Below are 21,829 nucleotides of genomic sequence, written 5' to 3'. Positions count from 1 at the left end.
TTGCTCAAACCGATACCGAACAGGACTACTCGGCATGTTTCGGCCGACGGCTCAGCGGTAACCACCTCGCGACCGGTTCGAACCCTGCTGCACAGAAAGAACTCGGAATGGGTGAGATGAATGTCGCGGTGACATTGTCGATGGAACCCGACACTGCGTGGAACATAGCGTCGGACCTGACTCGGCTCGACGAGTGGCTGACCATCTTCGATGGATGGAAGAGCGAGGTCCCGTCGACTGTCGAGAAGGGGACGCAGGTGTCCATCACCGTCAAGGTCGAGTCGTTCCGCAACGTCATCGACTGGCTGATCACCGAATACGATGCCCCCAGTCTCCTGAAGATGTCAGGCTCCGGGCGCGGCGGGGTGAAACTCGACCTGACCGTCCACGTAAGCCCTCACGACGGCGGTTCACTGCTCGAACTCCGCGCCGGTCTGCACGGTGGGCTGTTGGGTGGACCGATCGGGCGTCTGATCGCGCGCGTGCTGAAGTCCGATGCTCAGGACTCGATCGAGAATCTTGCCGCCCTCCGCTGATGCCTGCCTGCGTGCATAGGTGTCGTCGTGACGTGCAATGCCGGTTTGGAGTGAAACTCAGACGGGTACAAGCGATATCGAAGACACGTTCAATCGATCGGCAGGGATGATATGCAGAGCGCAAACGAAAAGGATGGCACGCTCACCGACGACACGAGAGCTGAACTCGAAGATGAGGTGCGCAGTCTTCGGCAGCGCCGCGACGAAATGCGTCGCGAACTCGATGAGAGCGACTCCGTGGGCGACGGTGCCGATCGGGCGGAAGTGCTGGAGCGCAGCGACGGACTCGCCGCGTTGGAGGATCGAATCAACTCGATCGACGACCGTCTTGCAAATCGTGTAACGACCGACGGCGATGCGCTGCCCGACGGCACTCAATTGACCGTGCAGGCGCCGGACGGGACACGAGAAGACGTCCACATCGTCAGCGTGGTGGAGCAGATCGGTGAGAACGACGAAGACGCTGTCACAGCGGACAGTCCGCTCGGCGCCGCACTGGCGGGGCGGAGTCCCGGCGACACGGTCACGTACACAACGCCGGACGGCGAGCGTGAGGTCGAGGTCGTCTCCGTCGAGATCCCTGAGTAAGGCATCGACTCAGTACGTCCGGCGGGAGGGGATCACCTTTTACGCATCGGGGTGCTTGGCGGCCAATGCGCGCCGACGCACTCGGCGTGCAGCCGCGACGAGGTTCCGCAGTGACGGCTCCAGCTGCCAGTAGTGCCGAGTCTTGAGCCCGCCGTCTGGGTTCGCCCACAGCCTGTCGAGATCGATGATCGCCGCCGCTTTGGACAGCAGCTCGTCCAGCTCGTCGATGTCCGGGATCCGAGCCGACCGACTTTCGTAGATGCCTGGGCCGACGCCGTGCGTCAGTCCGGCACCCTCGGACACGTCACCCTTCAGCGCGTCGATCACCCAGTCGATGGAACGGGTAGCGACGATCGCCGTGACGTCCGCGTCGAGTTCCTCGATGGCATCGACGACCAGCTGTTGGCCGGAATAGCTGATGTGCGTGTGGATTTGGGTTTCCGCCTTGACGCCCGAGGTCGCAAGCCGGAACGCTCCGACTGCCCAGCGGAGGTACTCCGCCCGCCCCTTGTCACGCAGCGGTAGCAGTTCACGGATAGCGGGTTCGTCCACCTGGATGATGCCGATACCCGCTCGTTCCAGGTCGACCACTTCGTCACGAATCGCCAACGCGACCTGATCCGCGGTGTCGAACAACGGCTGATCCTGGCGGACGAAGGAGCCTGCGATCATGGTCACCGGGCCGGTCACCATGCCCTTGACCGGCTTGTCCGTCAGCGACTGTGCGTACTTGACCCACTCGACCGAGATGGGTCCCGGCCGAGCGACATCGCCATAGAGAATCGGCGGCCGGACACACCGCGAACCGTAGATCTGCACCCAGCCGTTGTGAGTGGACGCGAAGCCCTCCAACATCTCTGCGAAGAACTGAACCATGTCGTTGCGCTCGTGCTCGCCGTGCACCAACACGTCGAGGCCGATGTCTTCCTGCAACCGGATGGTGCGTTCGATCTCGCCTTCGACCGCCACCTTGTAGTCGTCCCAGTCGAGGCGGCCCTGCCCCAACTCGTAGCGCGCCTGCCGCAGCTCGGTGCTCTGCGGGAACGACCCGAGGGTGGTGGCGGGAACCAACGGAAGACCGAGCTTCTCCTGCTGCGCGCGCTTGCGCACGTCGTACGGTTCGCGTGTCCGCATGTCGTCGGTGAGGGCGTAGACACGTTGGCGCACAGCATGTTTCTGTTTGAAATGCACTTCGGTGGGGCGCTGTCGCCACTTGTCCGACGGCCCTTCGGTAAGCGCCTTGGCCAGCGAAACCACTTCGCCGACTTTCTGTTTCGCGAAAGACAGGCGATCGGCGACGTTGCCGTCGATCTCGTACTCGACAAGCAGGTCGTAGGGAACATGCAACAGCGTCGTACCCGTCGAGACCACCAGGTCCGGGCAGACCTTCGCCAACTCGCTCAGGTAGGTCAACGTCATGCGGGGTTCCGCACGCCATACATTGCGGCCGTTGATCACACCGGCGTACAGGCGTTTTCGCCTGATACCGGGGATTTCGGCAAGGTCGTCGGGGCGGACGCGGTACGACGCAAGGTCGAGCCCGATCGCCTCCACCTTGCTCGCGGCGAGTATCCGTAGCGCCTCGCCGAAGTCGCCGTACTGGCCGGTGACCAGCAGACGCGGACGCAGGGCAGACGTCGAAAGTCGTTGGTACGCCTTCTCGAACGCGGCCAGCTCTTCCGGCACGCGATCGCTGGTGAACGACGGTTCGTCGAGCTGCACGCACGTCGCACCACGCTTGGCGAGGATCTCGAAAAGCGCCTCGTACTGCGGGAGCAGCTTGTCCAGCAGGTCGAGCGTGCCGAAGCCCTCGGCGACCTCGCCGGGAATCGAGCCGACCTTCGACAACAACAGCAGCGACACCGGGCCGATGACCACCGGCCGTAGCTCGATGCCGCGGGCCATCGCCCGATCGAACTCGTCGAGCAGATGCTCTGCGTGCAAAGAGAACTCGGTGAACTCATCCACTTCAGGCTGTCGGTAGAAATAGTTGGTGCCGAAGAACTTCACCAGTTCGAGCGGGTGGACGTCAGGTCGACCGCGACACATCGTGAAATAGAAGTCGAGCGGATCGAGCTGGTCCTGCAGCGGCGTGAATCGGGCCGGGACGGCGCCGAACAGCAACGCGTTGTCGAGCACGTGATCGTAGAACGAGAAGGTGTTGCCGGGTACCTGCGTCAAACCGGTCGCGGCGAGTTCGTCGAATGTTCGCTCTTGAATATCGCGACCGACCTGCAGCAGTTCTTCCTTGCTACTACTGCCGTGCCAGTAAGCCTCGAGTGCACGCTTGAGCTCGCGGTGCGGGCCGATCCTCGGGTAGCCGAGGACGCTGGATCCGTATCCGTCCGCGCTCTGAGCCATTGCGTCTCGACCTTTCGGACTGTTGCGCTACTTCGCTGCGCGTCCATTCTTGTCGGCGTACTGGTAGAAGCCTGCACCGGCCTTCTTTCCTACCAGCCCAGCCTCCACCATGCGCGAAAGCAGCGGCGGCGGTGAGTACAGCGGCTCCTTGAACTCTTCGTACATCGAATCGGCGATCGACTTGACCGTGTCGAGTCCAACCAGGTCGGTCAAAGCGAGCGGACCCATCGGGTGGGCCAGGCCGAGAACCGTTGCCTTGTCGATGTCTTCCTTGGTGGCGAAGCCCGATTCGACCATGCGGATAGCGGAGAGCAGGTACGGCACCAGCAGTGCGTTGACGACGAAGCCGGAGCGGTCGGCCGAGCGAACCACCTGCTTGCCGAGTACTTCGCCGGCGAATTGCTCTGCGCGCTGCGTCACCTCGGCGCTGGTTTTCAGGGTGGTGACCAGCTCGACCAGCGGGAGCACGGGCACCGGGTTGAAGAAGTGCATGCCGATCACGCGCTCGGGGGCCTTGGTCGCGATGCCGAGCTTCATGATGGGGATGGAAGAGGTGTTCGACGCCAGCACGGCGTTGGGGTCCGTCACCACCTCGTCGAGTTCCTTGAAGATCGCGGATTTGACCTTCTCGTCTTCGAGGACGGCTTCCACGACCAGCTGGCGGTCGGCGAAGTCGCCGAGATCGGAGGTGAAGCGGAGTCGCCATGCGGCCTGCTCACGCTCGCGCTCGGTAATCTTGCCACTGCTCACACCGCGGTCGAGGGATCGCAGAATGCGGGAGCGTCCGGCGGCCGCGAGTTCGCGGGTCTGCTCGAACACGAGCACGTCGATGTGGGCGCGAGCGCACACCTCGGCGATTCCGGCACCCATCTGACCAGCACCGATAATGCCAACACGTTGGATCTTCTCAGTCACAAGGACCACCTTGCCTTTTACTTTGGTGACAACAGATCAGGCGAGAAAATGGGTAACTCACCGGGAACGCCCAGGAGCTGATCGAAATAAGACAGGCGGCCCGCAACGCGAATCGCGGGCCGCCTGACTAGTGCGCTGAACCTCGGAGAGGCGGGACAGTTCCTAGTGGAACTGGCCTTCCTCCGTCGAGCCCTTGAGTGCTGCGGTCGAGGTGTTCGGGTCGACCGTGGTGGCGATGCTGTCAAAGTAGCCTGCGCCGACCTCACGCTGGTGCTTGACGGCGGTGAAGCCACGCTCTTCTGCAGCCTTGAACTCGCGCTCCTGCAGGTCGACGAACGCGGTCATGCCCTCGCGGGCGTAGCCGTGCGCCAAGTCGAACATGCCGTAGTTGAGCGAGTGGAAGCCTGCGAGGGTGATGAACTGGAACTTGAAGCCCATCGCGCCGAGCTCCTTCTGGAACTTCGCGATGGTCGCGTCGTCCAGGTGCGCCTTCCAGTTGAACGAAGGGGAGCAGTTGTAGGCCAGCAGCTGGTCCGGGAACTCGCTGCGAACCGACTCGGAGAAGTGCTTCGCAACCTCGAGATCCGGAACACCGGTCTCCATCCAGATGAGGTCGGCGTACGGGGCGTAGGCCTTGGCACGCGCGATGCAGGGCTCGACGCCGTTCTTGATGCCGTAGAAGCCTTCGGCCGTGCGGCTGCCGTCGAGGAACGGCTTGTCGCGGTCATCCACATCGGAGGTGATGAGGGTGGCGGCTTCGGCGTCGGTACGCGCGATGACGACGGTCGGGACGTCCGCGACGTCGGCCGCGAGGCGAGCCGAGGTCAGGGTGCGGATGTGCTGCTGGGTGGGGATGAGCACCTTGCCACCGAGGTGGCCGCACTTCTTCTCCGAGGCGAGCTGGTCTTCCCAGTGCGAACCGGCGACACCGGCGGCGATCATGGCCTTCTGCAGCTCGTAGACGTTGAGCGCGCCACCGAAGCCGGCCTCACCGTCAGCGACGATCGGGGCGAGCCAGTTGGCGACCGAGGTGTCACCCTCGACCTTGGCGATCTCGTCGGCGCGCAGCAGAGCGTTGTTGATGCGACGAACGACGTTCGGGACCGAGTTGGCCGGGTAGAGGCTCTGGTCCGGGTAGGTGTGACCCGACAGGTTCGCGTCACCGGCGACCTGCCAACCGGACAGGTAAATGGCCTTGAGGCCGGCGCGAACCTGCTGCACGGCCTGGTTGCCGGTAAGGGCACCGAGCGAGTTGATGTAGTCCTCGTTGTTCACGAGGTCCCACAGGATCTCCGAACCGCGACGAGCGAGGGTCGCCTCTTCGACGACGCTGCCCTGCAGCTTGACGACCTGATCGGCGGTGTAGCTACGGGTAAGACCCTTCCAGCGCGGATTGGTGTCCCAATCCTGCTGGATCTCAGCGGCGGTTTTCGGGGTGCCGGTAGTCGACATCTCAGCTCCACTCTTCTTTGTATTTTTCGCTCCGCCGGGGCCCGGCGGATCTTCGCAGCCTTGCGAGGCAGATGCTCTGTACTTCAAAACAATGACACAGACGAAAAGTGCCGTCTACCTGTTGCTAATGCCAATCTTCGCTAGCTTTTCAACACGGCTTGCTAAGGTTGCTAATTCTCAGATCGCCGCCGCGACGAGAAATGCGCGCTGGCCTCGCCGTTTACGACGACAAAATCGGACGCGCGTACTGCTGGATTTCGCGCCCCCAACCGAGCCCCCGAAGACCTTTGTGACAGCAATCACAATCGGAGCTGCGTTCCCTGTGCGTGAAGTTGGGTGTTCTGGCACCGAAGTTCGCGCACGGTTCCGCGTCTCATGTTTGGCAGTTGTCGGCCACGGGGTATCACTCCCGGTGACGGGGACACCTACCGCACCGACTCGCCCGAGGAGAACCGATGAAGCATCGCAAGACGAATATGGCCCGAGTCGCCGCAGTTGCCGCCGCTGCAGCGGCCGTCGGAATCGCCATGCCGTCGATTGCATCGGCTGCCCCGGCAGGGTTCAGTGTTTCCGGCAACCTGCAACCCATCGCCGGCTTCACCGCGTTGCATATCGTCGCGAACGGCCAAAGGGCCGCTGACGGCACGACCTCGGGTGCGTACCGCGCCAACGGCCAACTCCAGAACCTGTCGTTGCCGCTCGCAGTCGACGGACCGATCACGTGCTTGGAGGTGACCGGATCGACGGTCTCGTTCGTCTACCCGATCGAGCAGACCGAACCCGCCCTGGTTCCCGCGCCGCTCAGCAATGCCGCAGCGATTCAGATCACCGTGACGAAGGGCGCCGACGGGCAACCCAACCACGTCGGTCTCATCGGACCGATGGCAACCGGCGCGTTCAACGGCTGCGCACCCGGACCGACCCCATTCGTGTTCGATGGTGACGTCGATCTCCAGGGCGGCTGATTCGATCAGGCCCTGCGCGCTTGCGAATCGACTCCGACAAAGAGTGCGTTGCTGGAGTCGGGTCTCGGAGCCGTATCGGCAAGGATGCCGATTTCGCGGTCCGGGCGGGAATCATCATTGTCGCTGGGCTATCCGCAGGCTCCGGACCCGAGCGCTTTCACAAGATATGTCGCTCCAGAGATGTGCTGCGCGATCCCGAGCGGGTCGGGCGGCCTAGCGACATAGCCTGCCGACGCGTACATCCGGAGGTTCCGCTCGCTGCGACTTCCAGCGAACAGTTCGAGGCGCGTCGCAGCCAACGGCGCATTCCTCTCGGCCAGCTCGAGTAGCCACCGGCCGAGTCCGTACCCGCTGAGATCGGGAGCCACCATCAGTCTGCCGATCTGCCAGCCGCCGTCGACCAGCACGGCCCGCACCGAACCGACCAAACGACCGTCGACACGTACGACCCACACGCTCATGTCGTCGATCCAGCGTGCGACGGTCGCGAGATCTTCGTGCAGGGGCGGAACGGACAACGTGTCGTTGGCGATGGCCTCCGTCACCCAGCAGCAGCGCTGGAGAACCAGCAGTTCGGCGGCGTCGGCGTGCGTCGCGAGTTGGACGGTTGATCCCGAAAGTGGTGGGCAGGTCACGTCCGGATCGTGTCAGGAGGGGCGGCGGCGACGCCAATGGATTAGCGAACGCTACAGTCCCTGCCGTCCAGGACGGTGCGCGAGGACGCACGGCGGCCGGCGAGCGAGATCATCCACGACCTCCGCGCTGACACACGTCAGCTGTCGGGCGCCAACTCCGCGTCGTTGCGGAAGATCAACGAACCGCTGTCGAGCGCAATCGCCCAGCGCCGCTTGTGCGCCCAGTCGCGGCCGTACTCACTGTCGGCGGGATCGGCACCGTCGCCGAAGTCGTCGACTATGACTCCGCTGACAACTGGCCACTGCTCCGGCGCCAGATCGGTGTCGCGCGAGTGTCGGGTACGCACCCGTGCGCCCACCGACCACGCAACAGGTCGGCGATCGGCTGGTGTCGATGTCATTTCGTCATTGTGACCCGCAATCCCCGAGTCGGCACCTGTTCGGCGCAAGACGGCGAAAATAAAAGTCTCACAGATCGTTTCGGTCCCGACAACCATACCGGTCGCGCGCTTTTTACCGACGTGGCGACAGTCTCATTTGACGCTTCCCGCGGTCAGCCCACGCACCAAACGTCGCTCGATGATCGCGAACAGGATGACCACCGGCACGATGGACACAGTGGAGATGCCGAACACGAATTGCCATGCGGTGTCGTACTGCCCGACGAATTTGGTGAGTGCGACCGACAGCGGCTGATTCTTGTCCGTCGTCAGAATCACCAGGCTGGCAGCGAACTCGTTCCAGCAGGCGACGATCGTGAAGATGGTCGCGGTGATGACGCCGGGCCACACCAGCGGCAGGCTGATCTTCCGTAGCGTCTGCCAGCGCCCCAGCCCGTCCAGTTGCGCCGCCTCCTCGATCTCCACCGGAACCGAGGCGAAGAAGCTGTGCAGGATCCAGGTGGCGAACGACAGGTTGAACGCCGCGTTCACCAAGATCATGGCGAGCCAGGTGTCATTGATGCCGAGCGACAAAAATTCGCGAATCAAGCCGGTCGCCAACACGGTCGGCTGCAACATCTGCGTGATCAGCACCAACAGCAGAAAGGCCATGCGGCCCGGAAACCGCTTGCGCGCTGTGTAGTACGCAGCAGGCACAGCGACCAGTAGCACCAGCACGGTCGCCGACATCGAGATCACGACGGTGCTCACCATGTTGAACGGCAGCGGCGTCTCCGGCGTCGACCACATGTCGACGTAGTTCTCGGGATGCCACGATTTCGGCAGATACGTCGGCGGAATACGCAGAATTTCCGCCTGCGTCTTCAACGATCCCAACACCATCACGATGAACGGAATCAGAAACACCAGTGCCAGAACGACTCCGATGGCCGTCAAACCCCAGCGTTTGCGCGGGCGCGTGTTCCAGACCTGCTCGGTCATCGGTCGACCTCGTCCATCGGACGCACGGCCTTCACATAGATCGCGATGATCACCAGGATCAGCGCAAAGTTCAACACGCTCATCGCGGCGGCGGTATCGACCTGCCTGCTCTGCCGAATCAGTTTGAACGTCAACGTGGTTGTGGTGTCGGCGCGCACGCCCGCGATGCTGCCGGTGATCACCTGCAGAATCGGCAGCGAATTGAACACGTTGATGATGTTGATGATCGTCGCGACCGCGATGGCCGGACGCAGCTGCGGCAGCACGATGTAGCGGTAGCGCTGCCACGGACTCGCACCGTCGACTGCACCGGCTTCCACCACCTCCGTTGGAATCGACTGCAGCCCCGCCAACAGGGTGTACGTGGTGAACGGGATCGAGACGAACACCGCGACACAGATTGCCACGATGAACGCTTGGGTCGGCTGCTTGGTGAACCCGAAACCGCGGTCCAGCAAGCCGATGTCGACGAGCAGTCGGTTGGCGATGCCGACGTCCGGATCGAGCATGTAGTAGAAGATCGTCGTCGTCATCACCACCGACGCCGCCCACGGCACCAGGATCGCCAACCGCACCAGCTTGCGCCCGGGAAAGCTCTTGTCCAGGAACTGTGCAAGCGCCATCGAGAGCAGCAACGTGATGCCGACGACCGCGACCACCCAGATGATGGTGTTGATCAGAACCGTTGCAAGCCCGTCTAGTTGGAACAGTGTGTGGAAGTTCGACAGGCCGGCCGAACCACGATCGACACCGTAGGGCGACAGATCGCGCGTAGACGTCCACAACATGTAACCGGCAGGGAACAGCACGATTCCGGCGATCAGTACGATCGCGGGAGCTATCCATGGAAGCGCCGCAAGGCCACCCCGACTACGACGGCGTCGGGGGGCCCGCGGCGTGGTTGCCGCACTCGGCATCTCAGTTACCGCTGTTGGCAGCCTGGTTGATCTTGCCGATCACATCGGCCAGGCTGGCGCCTTGATCGATGGTTCCGATCGTCTGCTGGATCGCACCCTGTGCGGCAGGCCATTTCGGGTTGTTGCTCGGGTAGAACTTCGCGTTGGGCAGCGTCGCGAGGAAGGGCTTGGTGGTCGGCTCGTCCTTGAGCACCTCGGCCGCACTGCTGGTGATCGGGATGAAGCCTTCGGTCTTGACGAAGTTGGCGTAGACGTCGGGCGAGTAGAAGTAATCGAGGAACGACTTGACGGCGTCTTTTTTGGACCCGTCCTTCTTGAACGCCATCAGATGATCGGCAACGCCGAGCGTGACCGGATCACCTGTCTTGGTCGGGATCGGCGCTGTCGCATACTTCAAACCGGGGTTCTTCTGCGCAATCTGCGCGACCGTGGGCGGCAATCCCTCGATCATGCCGAGCTTGCCCTGGATGAACGTGTTGATCAGCGGCGTGCGATCGCTGGCACCGGGGTTCGGCTGGGTGGCCTTCTCGTCGATCATCCGCTTCATCGCCGTGACACCGTCGACGTTCTCCGGGGTATCGATGGTGAGATCGGTTCCGTTGCTCCAGTTTCCGCCTGCACCGAAGGTCCAGATGGACGTCTCCCCCTGTGCTTCCTCGGATCCGAGCGGCATGCCGTAGCCGGACACGCCATTACCGAGTGCGCTGATCTTCTTCGAGGTGTCGAGCAGCTCGTCCCAGGTCTTCGGCGGCGCCGTGATGCCGGCCTGGTTGAACAGATCCTGGTTGTAGAACAGGGTGCGCGTCGATGCGAAGAGAGGCAGCCCGAACTGAGTCCCATTGAGGGACGCGTTCTTCACGAATCCCGGCTGGAAGTCCTTCAGCACGCTGTCAGAAACGACGTCCTTGGCCTCGTAGAGCAGGTTGTCGGTGGCGAAGCTGGCGTACGCGTCGATGTTGAGGATGTCCGGGGTGGTGTCCTGCGACTGCAGCTTGGTGCGGACCACGTCGTTGATGTTGTCCCAGGACTGCATTTCCAGGTTGACATCGATGTTCGGGTTCTTGGCCTCGAAGTCCTTGATGATGCCGTCCCACAGCGCCTTGGTGCCGTCGGCGCCGTCGCGGTAGGTCGGAGCGAGGAAGCTGATCGTGGTCTTGCCGTTGGAACTCGACGAACTGTCGTCGCCGCCGAAGCCGCAGGCGGACAGTGCGAGGGCAGAGGTCATCAACACCGCACTCGCGGTGAGCGCTGTGCGGTGGAGTCCTCGCCTGGATTGCCGTTTCACGTGGCCGCCTTTCGTTTCGACTGCAGAGAGTTGTCAGCTGCAGAGCCCGTCAATAGTTGCGCAGACGTCGCGGCGTCGGGGTGAATTGCGCAAATTCGATAGCTGCTTTCGGAAGTTTGACACCGTTGCACGTGGTCAGCATTCTGTGAGCGTGACCAACTCGTTCCTGGCCGAGGAAATCGCGAGCCAACCCGACGACTGGACGGCCGCCGCGGACGTTGCGCGTAACTTTCGAGACCGGTTGCCCGCCGACGGCGAGCAGGTTGCGGTGATCGGCTGCGGTACGTCGTTGTTCATGGCTCGCGCGTTCGCCGCGCTGCGCGAGTTCGGCGGTCACGGCGTCACCGACGCCTGGTCGGCGAGCGAGATCCGGCGCAGCCGCGACTACGACAGATACCTCGTCATCTGTCGTTCCGGCACGACGACCGAAGTAGTCGACGCCATGCGTTCGCTGCCGGCAGGGGTGCCGCGGACAGTCATGTGCTCCAGTCCGGGTACCCCGGCACTCGAGTTGGCCGACCCGATTCTGATCGATCAGGTGGACGAGCGATCCGTGGTGCAGACCCGTTTCGCGACAACGACGTTGGCGATCTTGCGCTGGCATCTCGGCGAAGACTTGGCACCGGTGATCGAGCAGGCGCGGGCGGTCCTCGCCGAGGACGACCTGGAGGCAGTGCGCGCCGCTGAGCAGATCAGCTTTGTCGGCATGGGGCTCGGTGCTGCCTTGGCAGAAGAAGCGGCGCTGAAGCTCCGCGAATCGTGCCAGTCGTGGGCAGAGTCGTATCCGGCCACCGAGTACCGGCACGGGCCGATCAGCATCGCGGCACCCGGCCGCGCCGTCTGGTCGTTGGGACCGCTCGTCCCAGGTTTCGCGGACGACATCGCCGCGACCGGCGCACACCTCGAGCATCGCGACATCGACCCGATGGCCGAACTGGTGCGGGTGCACGGACTGTGCGTACTACGCTCGGCCGACCTAGGCCTCGACCCGGATCACCCGCGCAGCCTCAGCCGATCCGTCATTCTCGACGAGTGACGAATCCCGCAGGCCCCGTCCTCGGCATCGATGTCGGTGGCACCACCGTCAAGGGCGAGGTGACCGCAGTCGACGGGACGGTACTCGCGCAGTCGACGGTGGCAACCCCGCGCGGCGATGCTGCGATCGAGGCGATCGCCGAACTGGGCGCCGATCTGATCGCACGCAGTCCTGTCGAGCGCGCTGCCGTCCTGCTACCCGGCATCGTCGATGCGGACCGCGGAGTCGCCGTGTTCAGCGCCAACATCGGCTGGCGTGATCGTCCCGTACGGGATCTGCTCGAGGCGCGCTGGGGCATTCCCGTCGTCATCGACCACGATGTCGCAACGGCAGGCTGGGCGGAATGGCGCTTCGGTGCGGGACGCGGACACGACGACGTGTGTGTGCTGATCGTCGGCACCGGCATCAGCGGATCGTTGGCCGTCGGCGGCAGGCAGGTGCGCGGCGGTCGCGGTCAGCCCGGCGAATACGGCCACATCCCGGTGCGACCGGACGGGATCGCGTGCGCGTGCGGCAACGTCGGGTGCATGGAGACCGTGGCATCCGCGGCGGCGATCACCCGGGAGTACACCCGCAGGTCCGGCCGTGAGATCGACGGCTCGGCAGCTGTTTTCGCGGCGCTGGAGACAGATCCCGTTGCGCGCGAGGTGTGGTCGGACGCCGTCGAGGCGATGGCGGACGGCATGATCGGCGTGATCCATGCCGTGTCACCCGAGTTGTTGGTGCTGGCGGGCGGCCTCGCGGGCGCAGGATCTGCGGTCACCGAGCCCCTGCGACGCGCGCTCGATGCTCGGTTGACGGTGGTTCCTGCACCGGACGTCGTCGTGGGAAAATTCGGTGCCCGAGCAGGTTTGGTGGCCGCCGGTCTGCTCGCCCGGCTCGGCGAGAGGAGCGACACCGCATGAGTTTCGAGATTCGTGGTCGGATCGTGACACCGCACCGACTGATCGACGACGGGGTTCTCACCGTTTCCGACACCGCGATCACCGGTGTTCTATCGACTACCGAATGGTGCATCGAGAACCCCGGCACGGCTGTGCCCAAGCATTCCGGGACAGTCCTACCCGGACTGGTCGACGTGCACTGCCACGGTGGCGGCGGATACTCCTTCACGACGACCGATTCGGCGGAAGCGACAGCTGCGGCCCGACACCATCATGTACGAGGCACGACAACCCTGCTCGGCAGTCTGGTAACCGCGCCTGCCGCAACACTTCTGGATCAGGTGGCGGTGCTGCAGCCCTTGGTGACCGATGGCCTGCTCGCCGGCATTCACCTCGAAGGCCCGTTCCTCTCGCACGCCCGATGCGGAGCGCAGGATCCGCGGTATCTGATCGAACCCGATGTCGGCTTCACCGAACAATTGCTCGACGTGGGTGGTACTGCCATTCGGGTGATGACCCTGGCACCGGAACTGCCCGGCTATCGCGATGTCGCCGATCTCTTACTGCAGCACGGTGTTTCGATTGCATTGGGCCACAGCGACGCGTCGTACGAGGTCTTCCTGGAGGCGCTCGCGGACGCAGCTCTGGTGACGCACCTCGCCAACGGAATGCCGCCGCTACATCACCGCTCGGGCGGACCGGTGGCGGCCTCCCTTGTTGCCGCGGCGGCGGAATCGGTTGTGGTGGAACTGATCGCGGACGGTTCGCATATCGACACCGGCTTCTGCGCCATGGTCTTTGCAGCGGCTGCCGGTCAGGTTGCGCTGATCACCGACGCGATGTCCGCGGCTGGAATGCCCGACGGTGCGTACGTACTCGGGCCGCAGGAAGTCACGGTCTCGTCGGGGGTTGCCCGGCTGGCCAACGGATCCATCGCAGGCGGAACCAGCCATCTGCTCGACGTGGTGGCACGATCCGTGCACGAATCGAGGGTGGACCTGGTCGACGCCGTGCACGCCGCGAGTGCGACGCCTGCCGCGGCAGTCGGGCTGGGTGACGTGTGCGGATCGCTGCAACCGGGACGCTTCGCGGATGCCGTGATCGTCGACGACGACCTGCGCCTGCTCCGAGTATTGCGGCGAGGCACGTGGATCGAATGATCCTGACCGTCACCCTCAATCCGGCGTACGACGTGACCTATCGCGTCGAGCGGCTGATTCCGGGCGAGGTGCATCGCGTCTCGTCGGTCGAGGAACGGCACGGCGGAAAGGGCGTCAACGTCTCGCGGGTACTCACACAGCTCGGTATACCGACGTGCGTGATGGGATTCGCGGATGCATCGTTCGCGAACACCGTCGGATTGCCGCACGATTTGGTGCCTGCGCTCCCCCACGTTCGGCGCACCGTGGTGATCCACGCCGACACGGCGACCTCTTTCTGGGAGCCAGGGCCGGTCGCTGCGGCGGGCAGTGCGCATGCGCTGCTCGACCGGCTGACGGCACGATTGCCGTCGGCTACCGGCGTCGTGATCTCCGGAAGTCTCCCCGGCGGAATCGATTCCGACCTCCCTGCGCGCATTGCTCGTGTCGCGGTGGACGCGGGCCTGCCGGTCGTCTGCGATCTGGACGGAGACGCACTGCGCTGTGCCGCAGATGTTTCCGGTGTGGTGTTGATGCCCAACAGCGACGAGTTCGGTCGACTCGGGCGGTCGGTCGAGGATTTGATCGCGGGCGGTGTGCGCGCTGTAGTCGCTACGGCGGGACCCGAGGGCATGACCGTCACGACTGTCGAGGGTGCATGGTCGGCGAACGTGCCGGAACCGTTGACGGGCAATGCAACCGGTGCAGGCGATGCCGCTGCGGCCGCGGTGATCACAGGCCTTGCCGCGGGCGTGTCGTGGCCGTCGTTGCTCGTCGACGCCGTTGCCACCGCCGCGGCTGCAGTCGTTCGACCGGTCGCCGGAGAGATCGACCTGGACTTTCGCGACCGCTTGCTCCCGACCGTCGTGGTTCGATAGAAGACCGTGCTTCGATAGGAGTCATAGTGCCGCTTGTTCCGATGTCCGCCGCTGTCGCCGCTGCCCGACCGGGCGGGCTCGGCGCGTTCAACGTGATCGTGCTCGAGCAGGCGGAGGCGATCGTTGCCGGCGCGGAGAACGCGAACCGTCCTGTTGTACTTCAGATTTCGCAGAACACCGCCGTGTATCACCGCGGAATGAAACCACTGGCTGTGGCGTGTTTGCAGATCGCCGCCGACAGCGGTGCGGACGTCGTCGTTCATCTCGATCACGCCACCTCCGCCGAATTGATCCACGAGGCAGTCGATCTGGGCATCCGTTCGGTGATGTTCGACGCATCGGTGCTCGCCCACCAGGACAACATCGACGCAACGGCTGTCATCGCGAACTGGTGTCACGATCGTGGTGCCGAAGTCGAGGCGGAGTTGGGTGAGGTCGGCGGCAAGGACGGCGTGCATGCGCCGGGCGTGAGGACCGACCCGGACGAGGCCGCGGCCTATGTCGCCGCCACCGGAGTCGATGCGCTCGCGGTCGCCGTCGGTTCGTCCCATGCGATGCTCACCCGCGACGCTGTCCTGGACGACGAGTTGATAGCCCGATTGGCCGCCGCGGTATCGGTGCCGCTCGTGCTGCACGGTTCGTCCGGCGTCGCCGATTCCGGTCTGGTGTCGGCCGTGCAGCACGGTATGCAGAAGATCAACATCGCGACGCACCTGAACAAGGTGATGGCAGGCGCTGTGCGCTCGGCGCTTGCCGACGAGAACGTCGTCGATCCGCGAAAGTACTTGGGGCCTGGTAGGTCTCGGGTCGAGGCCGAGGTAGAGCGGCTGCTCAGGTTGCTCTCGCGCTGACGGCCTCTATAGTAGGTGCCCTACACAGATCCGGGGGGGGTTCTCATGATGAAGCGTGTGACGTTGGGGTTGTTCGGGGCGTGGCTGCTGCACGACGCCGAGGAATGGTTCACTCTCGCTCCGTTTTCGGCGCGCAAAGCAGCGTCCGGCGGCGGGCAGGTCGGACTGCCGTGGATGCGCCGCGAGATCTCGGAAGCGCACGCGCACACCGCCGTTGCGTTGGTGGGTGTGGTCATTGCTGCAGCCAGTGCACGCGGTTATCGGACCGAGGGGCGATCGCGTTTCTATCAAGCCGCCTTGGCGGGTTTCGGTCTGCACGGGTTCAGCCATCTGGGGATGACGGTGGCCGAACGCGGCTACACGCCGGGTGTCGTGACCGCGCCGATCGTCGTGCTGCCGTTCGGCTATTACGCGCACCGCGAACTTGCGCGCACGGGTGTCGCACGTCCGGGCTTGCGGACCGCGCTGGAAGGGATCGCCGTCGCGGGTGGCGCGTTGGCGGCGTCGCACGCGCTCGCCGGAATGCTGCATCCCGCTACTTCGGCAGCAACGCCCTGACCGCGTCGATGGTGTCTGCGTCGGCGGCGTCCTTGTCCGGCCGGTAGCGTAGTACGCGCGCAAATCGCAACGCGACACCGCCGGGATAGCGGGTGCTGACCTGCACGCCGTCGAGTTCGATCTCCACCACCAGTTCGGGTTTCAGGTAGACGGTGTGCTCATCGCGATCACGTTCGTGCAGAGGGAATTCCGCGGTTTGCCATTCCAGCAGCTTGTCGGTGAGACCCTTGAAGGTCTTGCCGACCATGATCGGATCGCCGCCGTCGGGATCGCGGGCACCGAGGTGCAGGTTGGACAGATAGCCGGTGCGGCGGCCGTAGCCCCACTCGGCGCCGAGGACGACGAGGTCGAGGGTGTGCTCGGGCTTGATCTTCTGCCAGGACTTGCCGCGGCGGCCCGCCGCATACGGTGAGGTCAGCGACTTCACCATGATGCCCTCGTGACCCTCCGCCAACGCCGAATCGAACTGTGCCGCAGCATCGTCGGCGCTCGGGCGCAGCAGAGCCGGGATGCGGTGTTGCGGCGCAACGCGATCCAGGGCAGCAAGACGTTCTTCGAGGGGCGAGTCGAGCAGGTCGTGGCCGTCGAGGTGCAGGCAGTCGAAGAAGTAGGGGTGCAGCAGCAGGTCGCGCTCGGATTCGGCACCGAAGCGGCTCATCGTTTCCTGGAACGGGCGCGGCCTGCCCGAATCGGTAAGCGCCAGCGTTTCACCGTCGAGAACCACGCTGGTGCACGGCAATTCGGCCACCAACTGCACGAGTTCCGGCACGCTGCCGGTGATTTCGCGCAAGGTCCGGGTGAAGATGTGGACGTCGTCGCAGTTGCGGTGGACCTGAATGCGGGCACCGTCGAGCTTGTACTCGACGCTGACATCCCTGCCGAGATCGGCGAGCGCGGCCTCGAGCGATTCGCCCGGCGACGCCAACATCGGGCGGATCGGGCGGCCGACTTCGAGGCGGAACGCGGTCAGGAGATCGACTCCCCCATCGAGTGCGGCCACCGCCGTCGCCGGCAACCGGCCGGAAAGCATGAACGCGCGGCGAACTGGATCGACAGGGATTCCCGCGGCCTTGGCGATCGCCTCGGTCATCACACCCTCCAGCGCGCCCTGGCGAAGTTCGCCGGTGAGCAGGCGGATCAGGAATTCTTGCTCGTCGTGGGTGGCGGCACCGAGCAAGTCGGCGAGCAGGTCCCGGCGTCTGCCTGCTGAACCGGACCCCGAAGTCCCCACCAGCTCGGTGAGGGTCGCATCGATGCCTGCAACGGTGAGCGTGGGATCAGCGGCGGGCGTCGAACGCGCCGCAACGAGCGTGCGCCAACCGGTCCCCGTCCGGCCCTGCAGTGGCTCGCCGGAAAGCCAGGCGACGACGGCAGCGACCTCGGCGGGTTCGACGGCGGCGATCAGCTCGGCGAGCGCCTCGGTCTTCGCCTTGCGGGAGCGGGTAGCGCCGACCGCGTGCGATACCTCGACCACTTTCGACAACAGCACAATCGAACGCTAGTCGTAGCGACCGACACTTCCCCGCTCGATGGAGTGAACGGACCGTTCGTCGCGTCAGGCGACGGTCAGGTTCTCGAAGATGGTTGCGTTGGCCATGCCGCCGCCCTCGCACATGGTCTGCAGCCCGTAGCGAAGGCCTTCGGTGCGCATGTGGTGAACCAGGGTCGTCGCCAATCGTGCGCCGGATCCGCCGAGCGGATGACCCAGCGCAATGGCACCACCGAGGGCGTTCACGCGCGAATCCGCGACGCCGGTCGCCCGCAGCCACGCGCCGACGACGCTGGCGAAGGCCTCGTTGACCTCGAATGCGCCGATATCGTCGAGCGTCAGATGTGCCCGCTCCAGCACTTTCGCGGTGGCGGGAACCGGACCTTCCAACATGGTGACCGGATCGCAGCCGACGACGGTCGCTGCGTGGACTCGCGCGATCGGGTTCAGCCCCAGTTGCCGCGCACGTTCGCTCGACATCACCAGCAGTGCTGCGGCACCGTCGGAGATCTGCGATGCGTTGCCCGCAGTGACGCGCCCGTTCTCGGGGACGATCGGGTCCAACTGACCCAACTTGTCCAGGGTCGTGGCCCGACGGATTCCCTCGTCGAATTCGAGCTTCGCCCCGTTCGGCAGTGCGACCGGAACGATCTCGCCGGTGAACCGGCCGTCGTCCACGGCTGCCGCGGCACGCTCGTGCGAACGCAAGCTGTATTCGTCGAGCCACGTGCGGCTCAGGTCGTATTTGGTGGCGAGGACTTCGGCGCCACGAATCTGATTGAACTCGATGCCCTCGTAGCGCTGCTTGATCGCGTCGCTGTTCGGATCGCCGAGGCCGACGCGACGGGCCGATCCCATCGGAATGCGGTTCATCGACTCGACACCACCTGCGACGGCGATGTCGTACTGCCCCGAAATGACGCCCGCAGCTGCGAAGTGCAACGCCTGCTGGCTGGATCCGCACTGCCGCTCGATAGTGGTGCCCGGCACCGATTCCGGCCAACCCGCGGCAAGAACGGCGTTGCGCGCGATGTTGCCCGCCTGCTCCCCCACCTGGCCGACGCAACCCCACACGACGTCGTCGACGACGCCTGGTTCGACGCCCACTCGATCGAGCAGCGCGTTCAGAACGGTCGCGGACAGATCGACCGGGTGGACTGCTGCCAGGCCGCCCTTCCGTCGCCCGATCGGGCTCCGAACGGCTTCGACGATGACTGCGTCACGCATGATGTTCCTGTTCTTTCGGTCTGGTTGGTTACGTCGCGGTCCACACGGGGGCACGGCGTTCGGTGAACGCAGCCGCACCTTCGCGGGCATCGTTGGAACCGAATACCGGCATCACGATCTGGCGAGTTCGCTCGAAGGCCTCGGCCGCAGCCCAACCCGGCGATTCGTCGATCACCCTCTTGCTGGCTTGCACGGCCAGCGGACCGTTTGCTGCGATTTCCGTGGCAAGTTCGATCGACGTCGCCAGCACCGCACCTTCCGGCGCGAGCCTGTTGACGAACCCGTGCTGGTGCAGTCGATCCGCCGTCATCGCCTTGCCGGTGAGCACCATCTCCAACGCGATGCCGCGCGGAAGTCGGACCGGGAGCCTGGTCAGGCCACCCGCAGCGGCGACGAGGCCTCGACGAACCTCGGGGAGACCGAAGGTGGCGGACGGCGCGGCAACGACCATGTCGGCCGCAAGGACGATCTCGAAACCACCGGCAACGGCAGCACCGTCCACAGCTGCGATCAGCGGTTTCACCGGCGGCTTCTCGACCAGCCCGGCAAATCCGCGCCCTTCGATGTTGGGACTCTCGCCGCGGAGAAACGCCTTGAGATCCATTCCGGCGCAGAAGTTTCCACCCGCACCGGCGAGCACGCCTACCAACAGATCGGGATCGGAGTCGAGCAGCTCCACCGCAGTAGCCAGGGATTGGGCAACCTTCCGGTCGACCGCATTGCGCACCTGCGGACGGTTGAGCGTGATCACCAGCACCGGCCCCACCCGCTCGGTCAGCACCACCGCCTCGTCGCTCACCGGGGCGCCATCCGGATTGCGCCGTCGAGTCGGATGGTTTCGCCGTTGAGCATGCCGTTCTCGATGATGTGGGTTGCGAGGGAGGCGAATTCGGACGGATCGCCCAGACGCTGCGGGTGCGGCACCGACGCGGCCAACGCATCGCGAATGTCGTCGCGGGCGTTGAGCAGCAGCGGCGTCGCGAAAACGCCGGGAGCGATGGTGCAGACTCGGATTCCGACGCCGGCCAGGTCGCGCGCCGCAGGCAGAGTCATACCGACAACACCGGCCTTGGACGTCGCGTAGTTGATCTGTCCGATCTGGCCCTCGTACGCCGCAACGGATGCGGTCAGCACGCACACGCCGCGGTCGCCGTCGACGATCTCGTTGCGCGCCATCGCTTCTGCTGCGTAGCGCAGCACGTTGAAGGTGCCGATGACGTTGAGCCGGATCACCGACTCGAACGGCTCCAGATCGGCTGCCTTGCCTTCTTTGGTGAGGATGCGCATCGGCCGACCACGACCGGCACAGTGCACGACCGCACGCACCGGGCCGCGTTCGGCAGCTGCGGTGAACGCCGCCGCGACCGCGTCTTCGTCGATCACGTCGGTCGGTACGAAGCGGGCTGCCCCGCCGAGCGCCTCGGCCTGCTCAGCGCCGGGCGAGTTGGGGAGATCGAGCAAGGTGACGGTGGCGCCGGCCTCGACAAGTCGGGTTGCGGTGGCGAGCCCGAGACCGGAAGCGCCGCCGGTGATTACGGTGTTGATGCCTTTGATCTGCACGTCTAGAGTCCCATCGACTTGGAGATGACGCTCTTCATGACCTCGCTGGTGCCGCCGAAGATGCGAGTGACGCGGGCGTCGGCGTACAGCCGCGCGATCGGGTACTCGCTCATGTAGCCGTAGCCGCCGTGCACCTGCAGGCACTTGTCGATCACGCGCGCCTGCACCTCCGTGCAGAACAGCTTGACCCTGGCCGCGTCCGCGGGAGTGAGAGTGCCTGCGTCCAACGCGATGAGCGCCTGATCGATCAGCGCCTGCCCGGCCTGAATTTCCGTCGAGCACTCGGCGAGAACGAATTTGGTGTTCTGGAAATCGGCCAGCGGCTTGCCGAAGACCTGTCGTTCCTTGGCATAGTCGATGGCGAGATTCACTGCGGCAGTGGCGGTTGCAATGCCGGTGATCGCGATCGAGAGCCGTTCCTGCGGCAGGTTGTGCGCGAGCATGCCGAAGGCCGCACCCTCCGCACCGAGCAGATTTCGCACAGGCACACGGACGTTGTCGAAGGTCAATTCGGCTGTGTCGGAGGACTTCATACCGATCTTGTGCAGGTTGCGGCCACGGATGAATCCGGCCATGTCACCTTCGACGACCAACAGCGACAAGCCTTTACGACGATTTTCGGGATCCTTCGACGTCCGCGCGACCACGATCACCAGGTCGGCATTGATGCCGCCGGTGATGAAGGTCTTGTTCCCGTTGAGAACGTAGTCGTCACCGTCGCGCACTGCGGCGGTGGTGGTGACGCCGGCAAGATCGGAGCCGATGCCGGGCTCGGTCATCGCAATGGCGCTGACCAGTCCACCGTCGGCGAAGCTGGGGAACCAACGACGACGCTGCTCGTCATTGCAGTACTCCAGGAAGTAGGGCAACACAGTGTTGAGGTGCACCTGGAAACCACCGAGCGACGCTGCGGCGTAACCGATCTCCTCGTAGACGACGGTGTTGAACAGGAAGCTGTCGATACCGCCGCCCCCGTATTCCTCGGGCACCTGTAGCCCATTGATGCCGATCTCGGCTGTTTTCTTGTAGAAGTCGCGAGGGATGAAGCCCTGGGCCTCCCACTCGGGCAGATTCGGGGTGATCTCCTTGGCGATGAACTGGCGAACCGAGTCCCGGAAAGCGTCGTGGTCTTCGGTGAAGATGGTGCGTTGCATGGTGTTTCCTTAGTGCG

22 protein-coding genes are annotated in these 21,829 nt (G+C 64.5%); 9 read left to right on the top strand and 13 right to left on the bottom strand.

Annotation, left to right across the window (positions count from 1 at the left end; all coding sequences use genetic code 11):
• Positions 1 to 107 precede the first annotated feature (107 nt).
• Positions 108 to 536: a type II toxin-antitoxin system Rv0910 family toxin gene (locus FOY51_RS14925; RefSeq protein ID WP_149431029.1), complete on the top strand. Its 429-nt coding sequence runs from the start codon at positions 108 to 110 to the stop codon at positions 534 to 536.
• 111 nt (positions 537 to 647) lie between these two features.
• Complete coding sequence (locus FOY51_RS14920; protein ID WP_149431028.1) at positions 648 to 1,124, top strand: GreA/GreB family elongation factor; 477 nt, start codon at positions 648 to 650, stop codon at positions 1,122 to 1,124.
• Positions 1,125 to 1,163: 39 nt separating this feature from the next.
• Here the strand turns inward: FOY51_RS14920 and metE are convergent, their stop codons facing one another.
• The 3 genes from metE to aceA form a co-directional block, all read right to left on the bottom strand.
• Positions 1,164 to 3,485: a 5-methyltetrahydropteroyltriglutamate--homocysteine S-methyltransferase gene (gene metE, locus FOY51_RS14915; RefSeq protein WP_149431027.1), complete on the bottom strand. Its 2,322-nt coding sequence runs from the start codon at positions 3,483 to 3,485 to the stop codon at positions 1,164 to 1,166.
• Between the two features lie 27 nt (positions 3,486 to 3,512).
• A complete protein-coding gene (locus FOY51_RS14910) occupies positions 3,513 to 4,409 on the bottom strand; it encodes a 3-hydroxybutyryl-CoA dehydrogenase (protein WP_290367894.1) in 897 nt (298 codons plus the stop codon).
• Positions 4,410 to 4,562: 153 nt separating this feature from the next.
• Positions 4,563 to 5,852 carry an isocitrate lyase gene (gene aceA / locus FOY51_RS14905; RefSeq protein ID WP_149431026.1) on the bottom strand — a complete coding sequence of 430 codons (1,290 nt, stop codon included), beginning with the start codon at positions 5,850 to 5,852 and terminating at the stop codon, positions 4,563 to 4,565.
• 455 nt (positions 5,853 to 6,307) lie between these two features.
• On the opposite strand from aceA, the gene FOY51_RS14895 reads away from it, so the two are divergent.
• Positions 6,308 to 6,817 (top strand): hypothetical protein, encoded by a 510-nt coding sequence (locus FOY51_RS14895; RefSeq protein ID WP_235916355.1) that lies wholly within the window; start codon positions 6,308 to 6,310, stop codon positions 6,815 to 6,817.
• A gap of 128 nt (positions 6,818 to 6,945) precedes the next feature.
• On the opposite strand, the gene FOY51_RS14890 is transcribed toward FOY51_RS14895, so the two are convergent.
• The 5 genes from FOY51_RS14890 to FOY51_RS14870 all read right to left on the bottom strand — a co-directional run bounded on the left by FOY51_RS14890 (position 6,946) and on the right by FOY51_RS14870 (position 11,036).
• The gene (locus FOY51_RS14890) at positions 6,946 to 7,452 is read right to left on the bottom strand and encodes a GNAT family N-acetyltransferase (protein WP_149431023.1); all 507 of its coding nucleotides are present in this window, start codon (positions 7,450 to 7,452) and stop codon (positions 6,946 to 6,948) included.
• A 137-nt stretch (positions 7,453 to 7,589) separates the two neighbouring features.
• Complete coding sequence (locus tag FOY51_RS14885; RefSeq protein ID WP_149431022.1) at positions 7,590 to 7,853, bottom strand: hypothetical protein; 264 nt, start codon at positions 7,851 to 7,853, stop codon at positions 7,590 to 7,592.
• Positions 7,854 to 7,985: 132 nt separating this feature from the next.
• Positions 7,986 to 8,834, bottom strand: coding sequence for a carbohydrate ABC transporter permease (locus tag FOY51_RS14880; protein ID WP_149431021.1), 849 nt, complete (start codon positions 8,832 to 8,834; stop codon positions 7,986 to 7,988).
• Positions 8,831 to 9,751 carry a carbohydrate ABC transporter permease gene (locus FOY51_RS14875; protein WP_149431020.1) on the bottom strand — a complete coding sequence of 307 codons (921 nt, stop codon included), beginning with the start codon at positions 9,749 to 9,751 and terminating at the stop codon, positions 8,831 to 8,833. Before FOY51_RS14875 ends, FOY51_RS14880 begins: the two co-directional genes overlap by 4 nt.
• 1 nt (position 9,752) lies before the next feature.
• The gene (locus FOY51_RS14870) at positions 9,753 to 11,036 is read right to left on the bottom strand and encodes an extracellular solute-binding protein (RefSeq protein ID WP_235916353.1); all 1,284 of its coding nucleotides are present in this window, start codon (positions 11,034 to 11,036) and stop codon (positions 9,753 to 9,755) included.
• A gap of 151 nt (positions 11,037 to 11,187) precedes the next feature.
• Between FOY51_RS14870 and FOY51_RS14865 the strand changes: the two genes are divergently transcribed.
• The 6 genes from FOY51_RS14865 to FOY51_RS14840 are packed head-to-tail and all read left to right on the top strand — an operon-like array spanning position 11,188 to position 16,382.
• A complete protein-coding gene (locus tag FOY51_RS14865; RefSeq protein ID WP_149431019.1) occupies positions 11,188 to 12,072 on the top strand; it encodes an SIS domain-containing protein in 885 nt (294 codons plus the stop codon).
• Positions 12,069 to 12,977, top strand: a complete 909-nt coding sequence (locus FOY51_RS14860) for an ROK family protein (RefSeq protein WP_235916351.1) — start codon at positions 12,069 to 12,071, stop codon at positions 12,975 to 12,977. The genes FOY51_RS14865 and FOY51_RS14860 overlap by 4 nt, the downstream gene beginning before the upstream one ends.
• On the top strand, positions 12,974 to 14,116 hold the full coding sequence (locus FOY51_RS14855; protein WP_149431017.1) for an N-acetylglucosamine-6-phosphate deacetylase: 1,143 nt from the start codon (positions 12,974 to 12,976) through the stop codon (positions 14,114 to 14,116). Before FOY51_RS14860 ends, FOY51_RS14855 begins: the two co-directional genes overlap by 4 nt.
• Positions 14,113 to 14,973: a 1-phosphofructokinase family hexose kinase gene (locus tag FOY51_RS14850; protein ID WP_149431153.1), complete on the top strand. Its 861-nt coding sequence runs from the start codon at positions 14,113 to 14,115 to the stop codon at positions 14,971 to 14,973. The genes FOY51_RS14855 and FOY51_RS14850 overlap by 4 nt, the downstream gene beginning before the upstream one ends.
• A gap of 26 nt (positions 14,974 to 14,999) precedes the next feature.
• Positions 15,000 to 15,824: a class II fructose-bisphosphate aldolase gene (locus FOY51_RS14845; RefSeq protein WP_235916349.1), complete on the top strand. Its 825-nt coding sequence runs from the start codon at positions 15,000 to 15,002 to the stop codon at positions 15,822 to 15,824.
• A gap of 45 nt (positions 15,825 to 15,869) precedes the next feature.
• Positions 15,870 to 16,382 (top strand): HXXEE domain-containing protein, encoded by a 513-nt coding sequence (locus tag FOY51_RS14840; RefSeq protein WP_149431016.1) that lies wholly within the window; start codon positions 15,870 to 15,872, stop codon positions 16,380 to 16,382.
• On the opposite strand, the gene FOY51_RS14835 is transcribed toward FOY51_RS14840, so the two are convergent.
• From FOY51_RS14835 to FOY51_RS14815, 5 genes are all read right to left on the bottom strand, one after another.
• Positions 16,360 to 17,871 (bottom strand): ATP-dependent DNA ligase, encoded by a 1,512-nt coding sequence (locus tag FOY51_RS14835; RefSeq protein ID WP_149431015.1) that lies wholly within the window; start codon positions 17,869 to 17,871, stop codon positions 16,360 to 16,362. The two genes, FOY51_RS14840 and FOY51_RS14835, sit on opposite strands and share 23 nt — an antisense overlap.
• A 66-nt stretch (positions 17,872 to 17,937) precedes the next feature.
• Positions 17,938 to 19,098, bottom strand: a complete 1,161-nt coding sequence (locus FOY51_RS14830) for a thiolase family protein (RefSeq protein WP_149431014.1) — start codon at positions 19,096 to 19,098, stop codon at positions 17,938 to 17,940.
• Positions 19,099 to 19,126: 28 nt separating this feature from the next.
• The gene (locus tag FOY51_RS14825) at positions 19,127 to 19,897 is read right to left on the bottom strand and encodes a crotonase/enoyl-CoA hydratase family protein (RefSeq protein ID WP_149431013.1); all 771 of its coding nucleotides are present in this window, start codon (positions 19,895 to 19,897) and stop codon (positions 19,127 to 19,129) included.
• On the bottom strand, positions 19,894 to 20,658 hold the full coding sequence (locus tag FOY51_RS14820; RefSeq protein ID WP_149431012.1) for an SDR family NAD(P)-dependent oxidoreductase: 765 nt from the start codon (positions 20,656 to 20,658) through the stop codon (positions 19,894 to 19,896). The genes FOY51_RS14825 and FOY51_RS14820 overlap by 4 nt, the downstream gene beginning before the upstream one ends.
• A 2-nt stretch (positions 20,659 to 20,660) precedes the next feature.
• Entirely contained in the window at positions 20,661 to 21,812 is a 1,152-nt protein-coding gene (locus tag FOY51_RS14815; RefSeq protein WP_149431011.1) for an acyl-CoA dehydrogenase family protein, read from the bottom strand.
• Between the last annotated feature and the right edge of the window lie 17 nt (positions 21,813 to 21,829).

This window comes from Antrihabitans cavernicola (assembly GCF_008297975.1).
Classification (GTDB): Bacteria; Actinomycetota; Actinomycetes; order Mycobacteriales; family Mycobacteriaceae; genus Antrihabitans; species Antrihabitans cavernicola.
The sequence above is the reverse complement of the archived record's forward strand: the minus strand, read 5'-3'. Positions and strand labels throughout refer to the sequence as shown.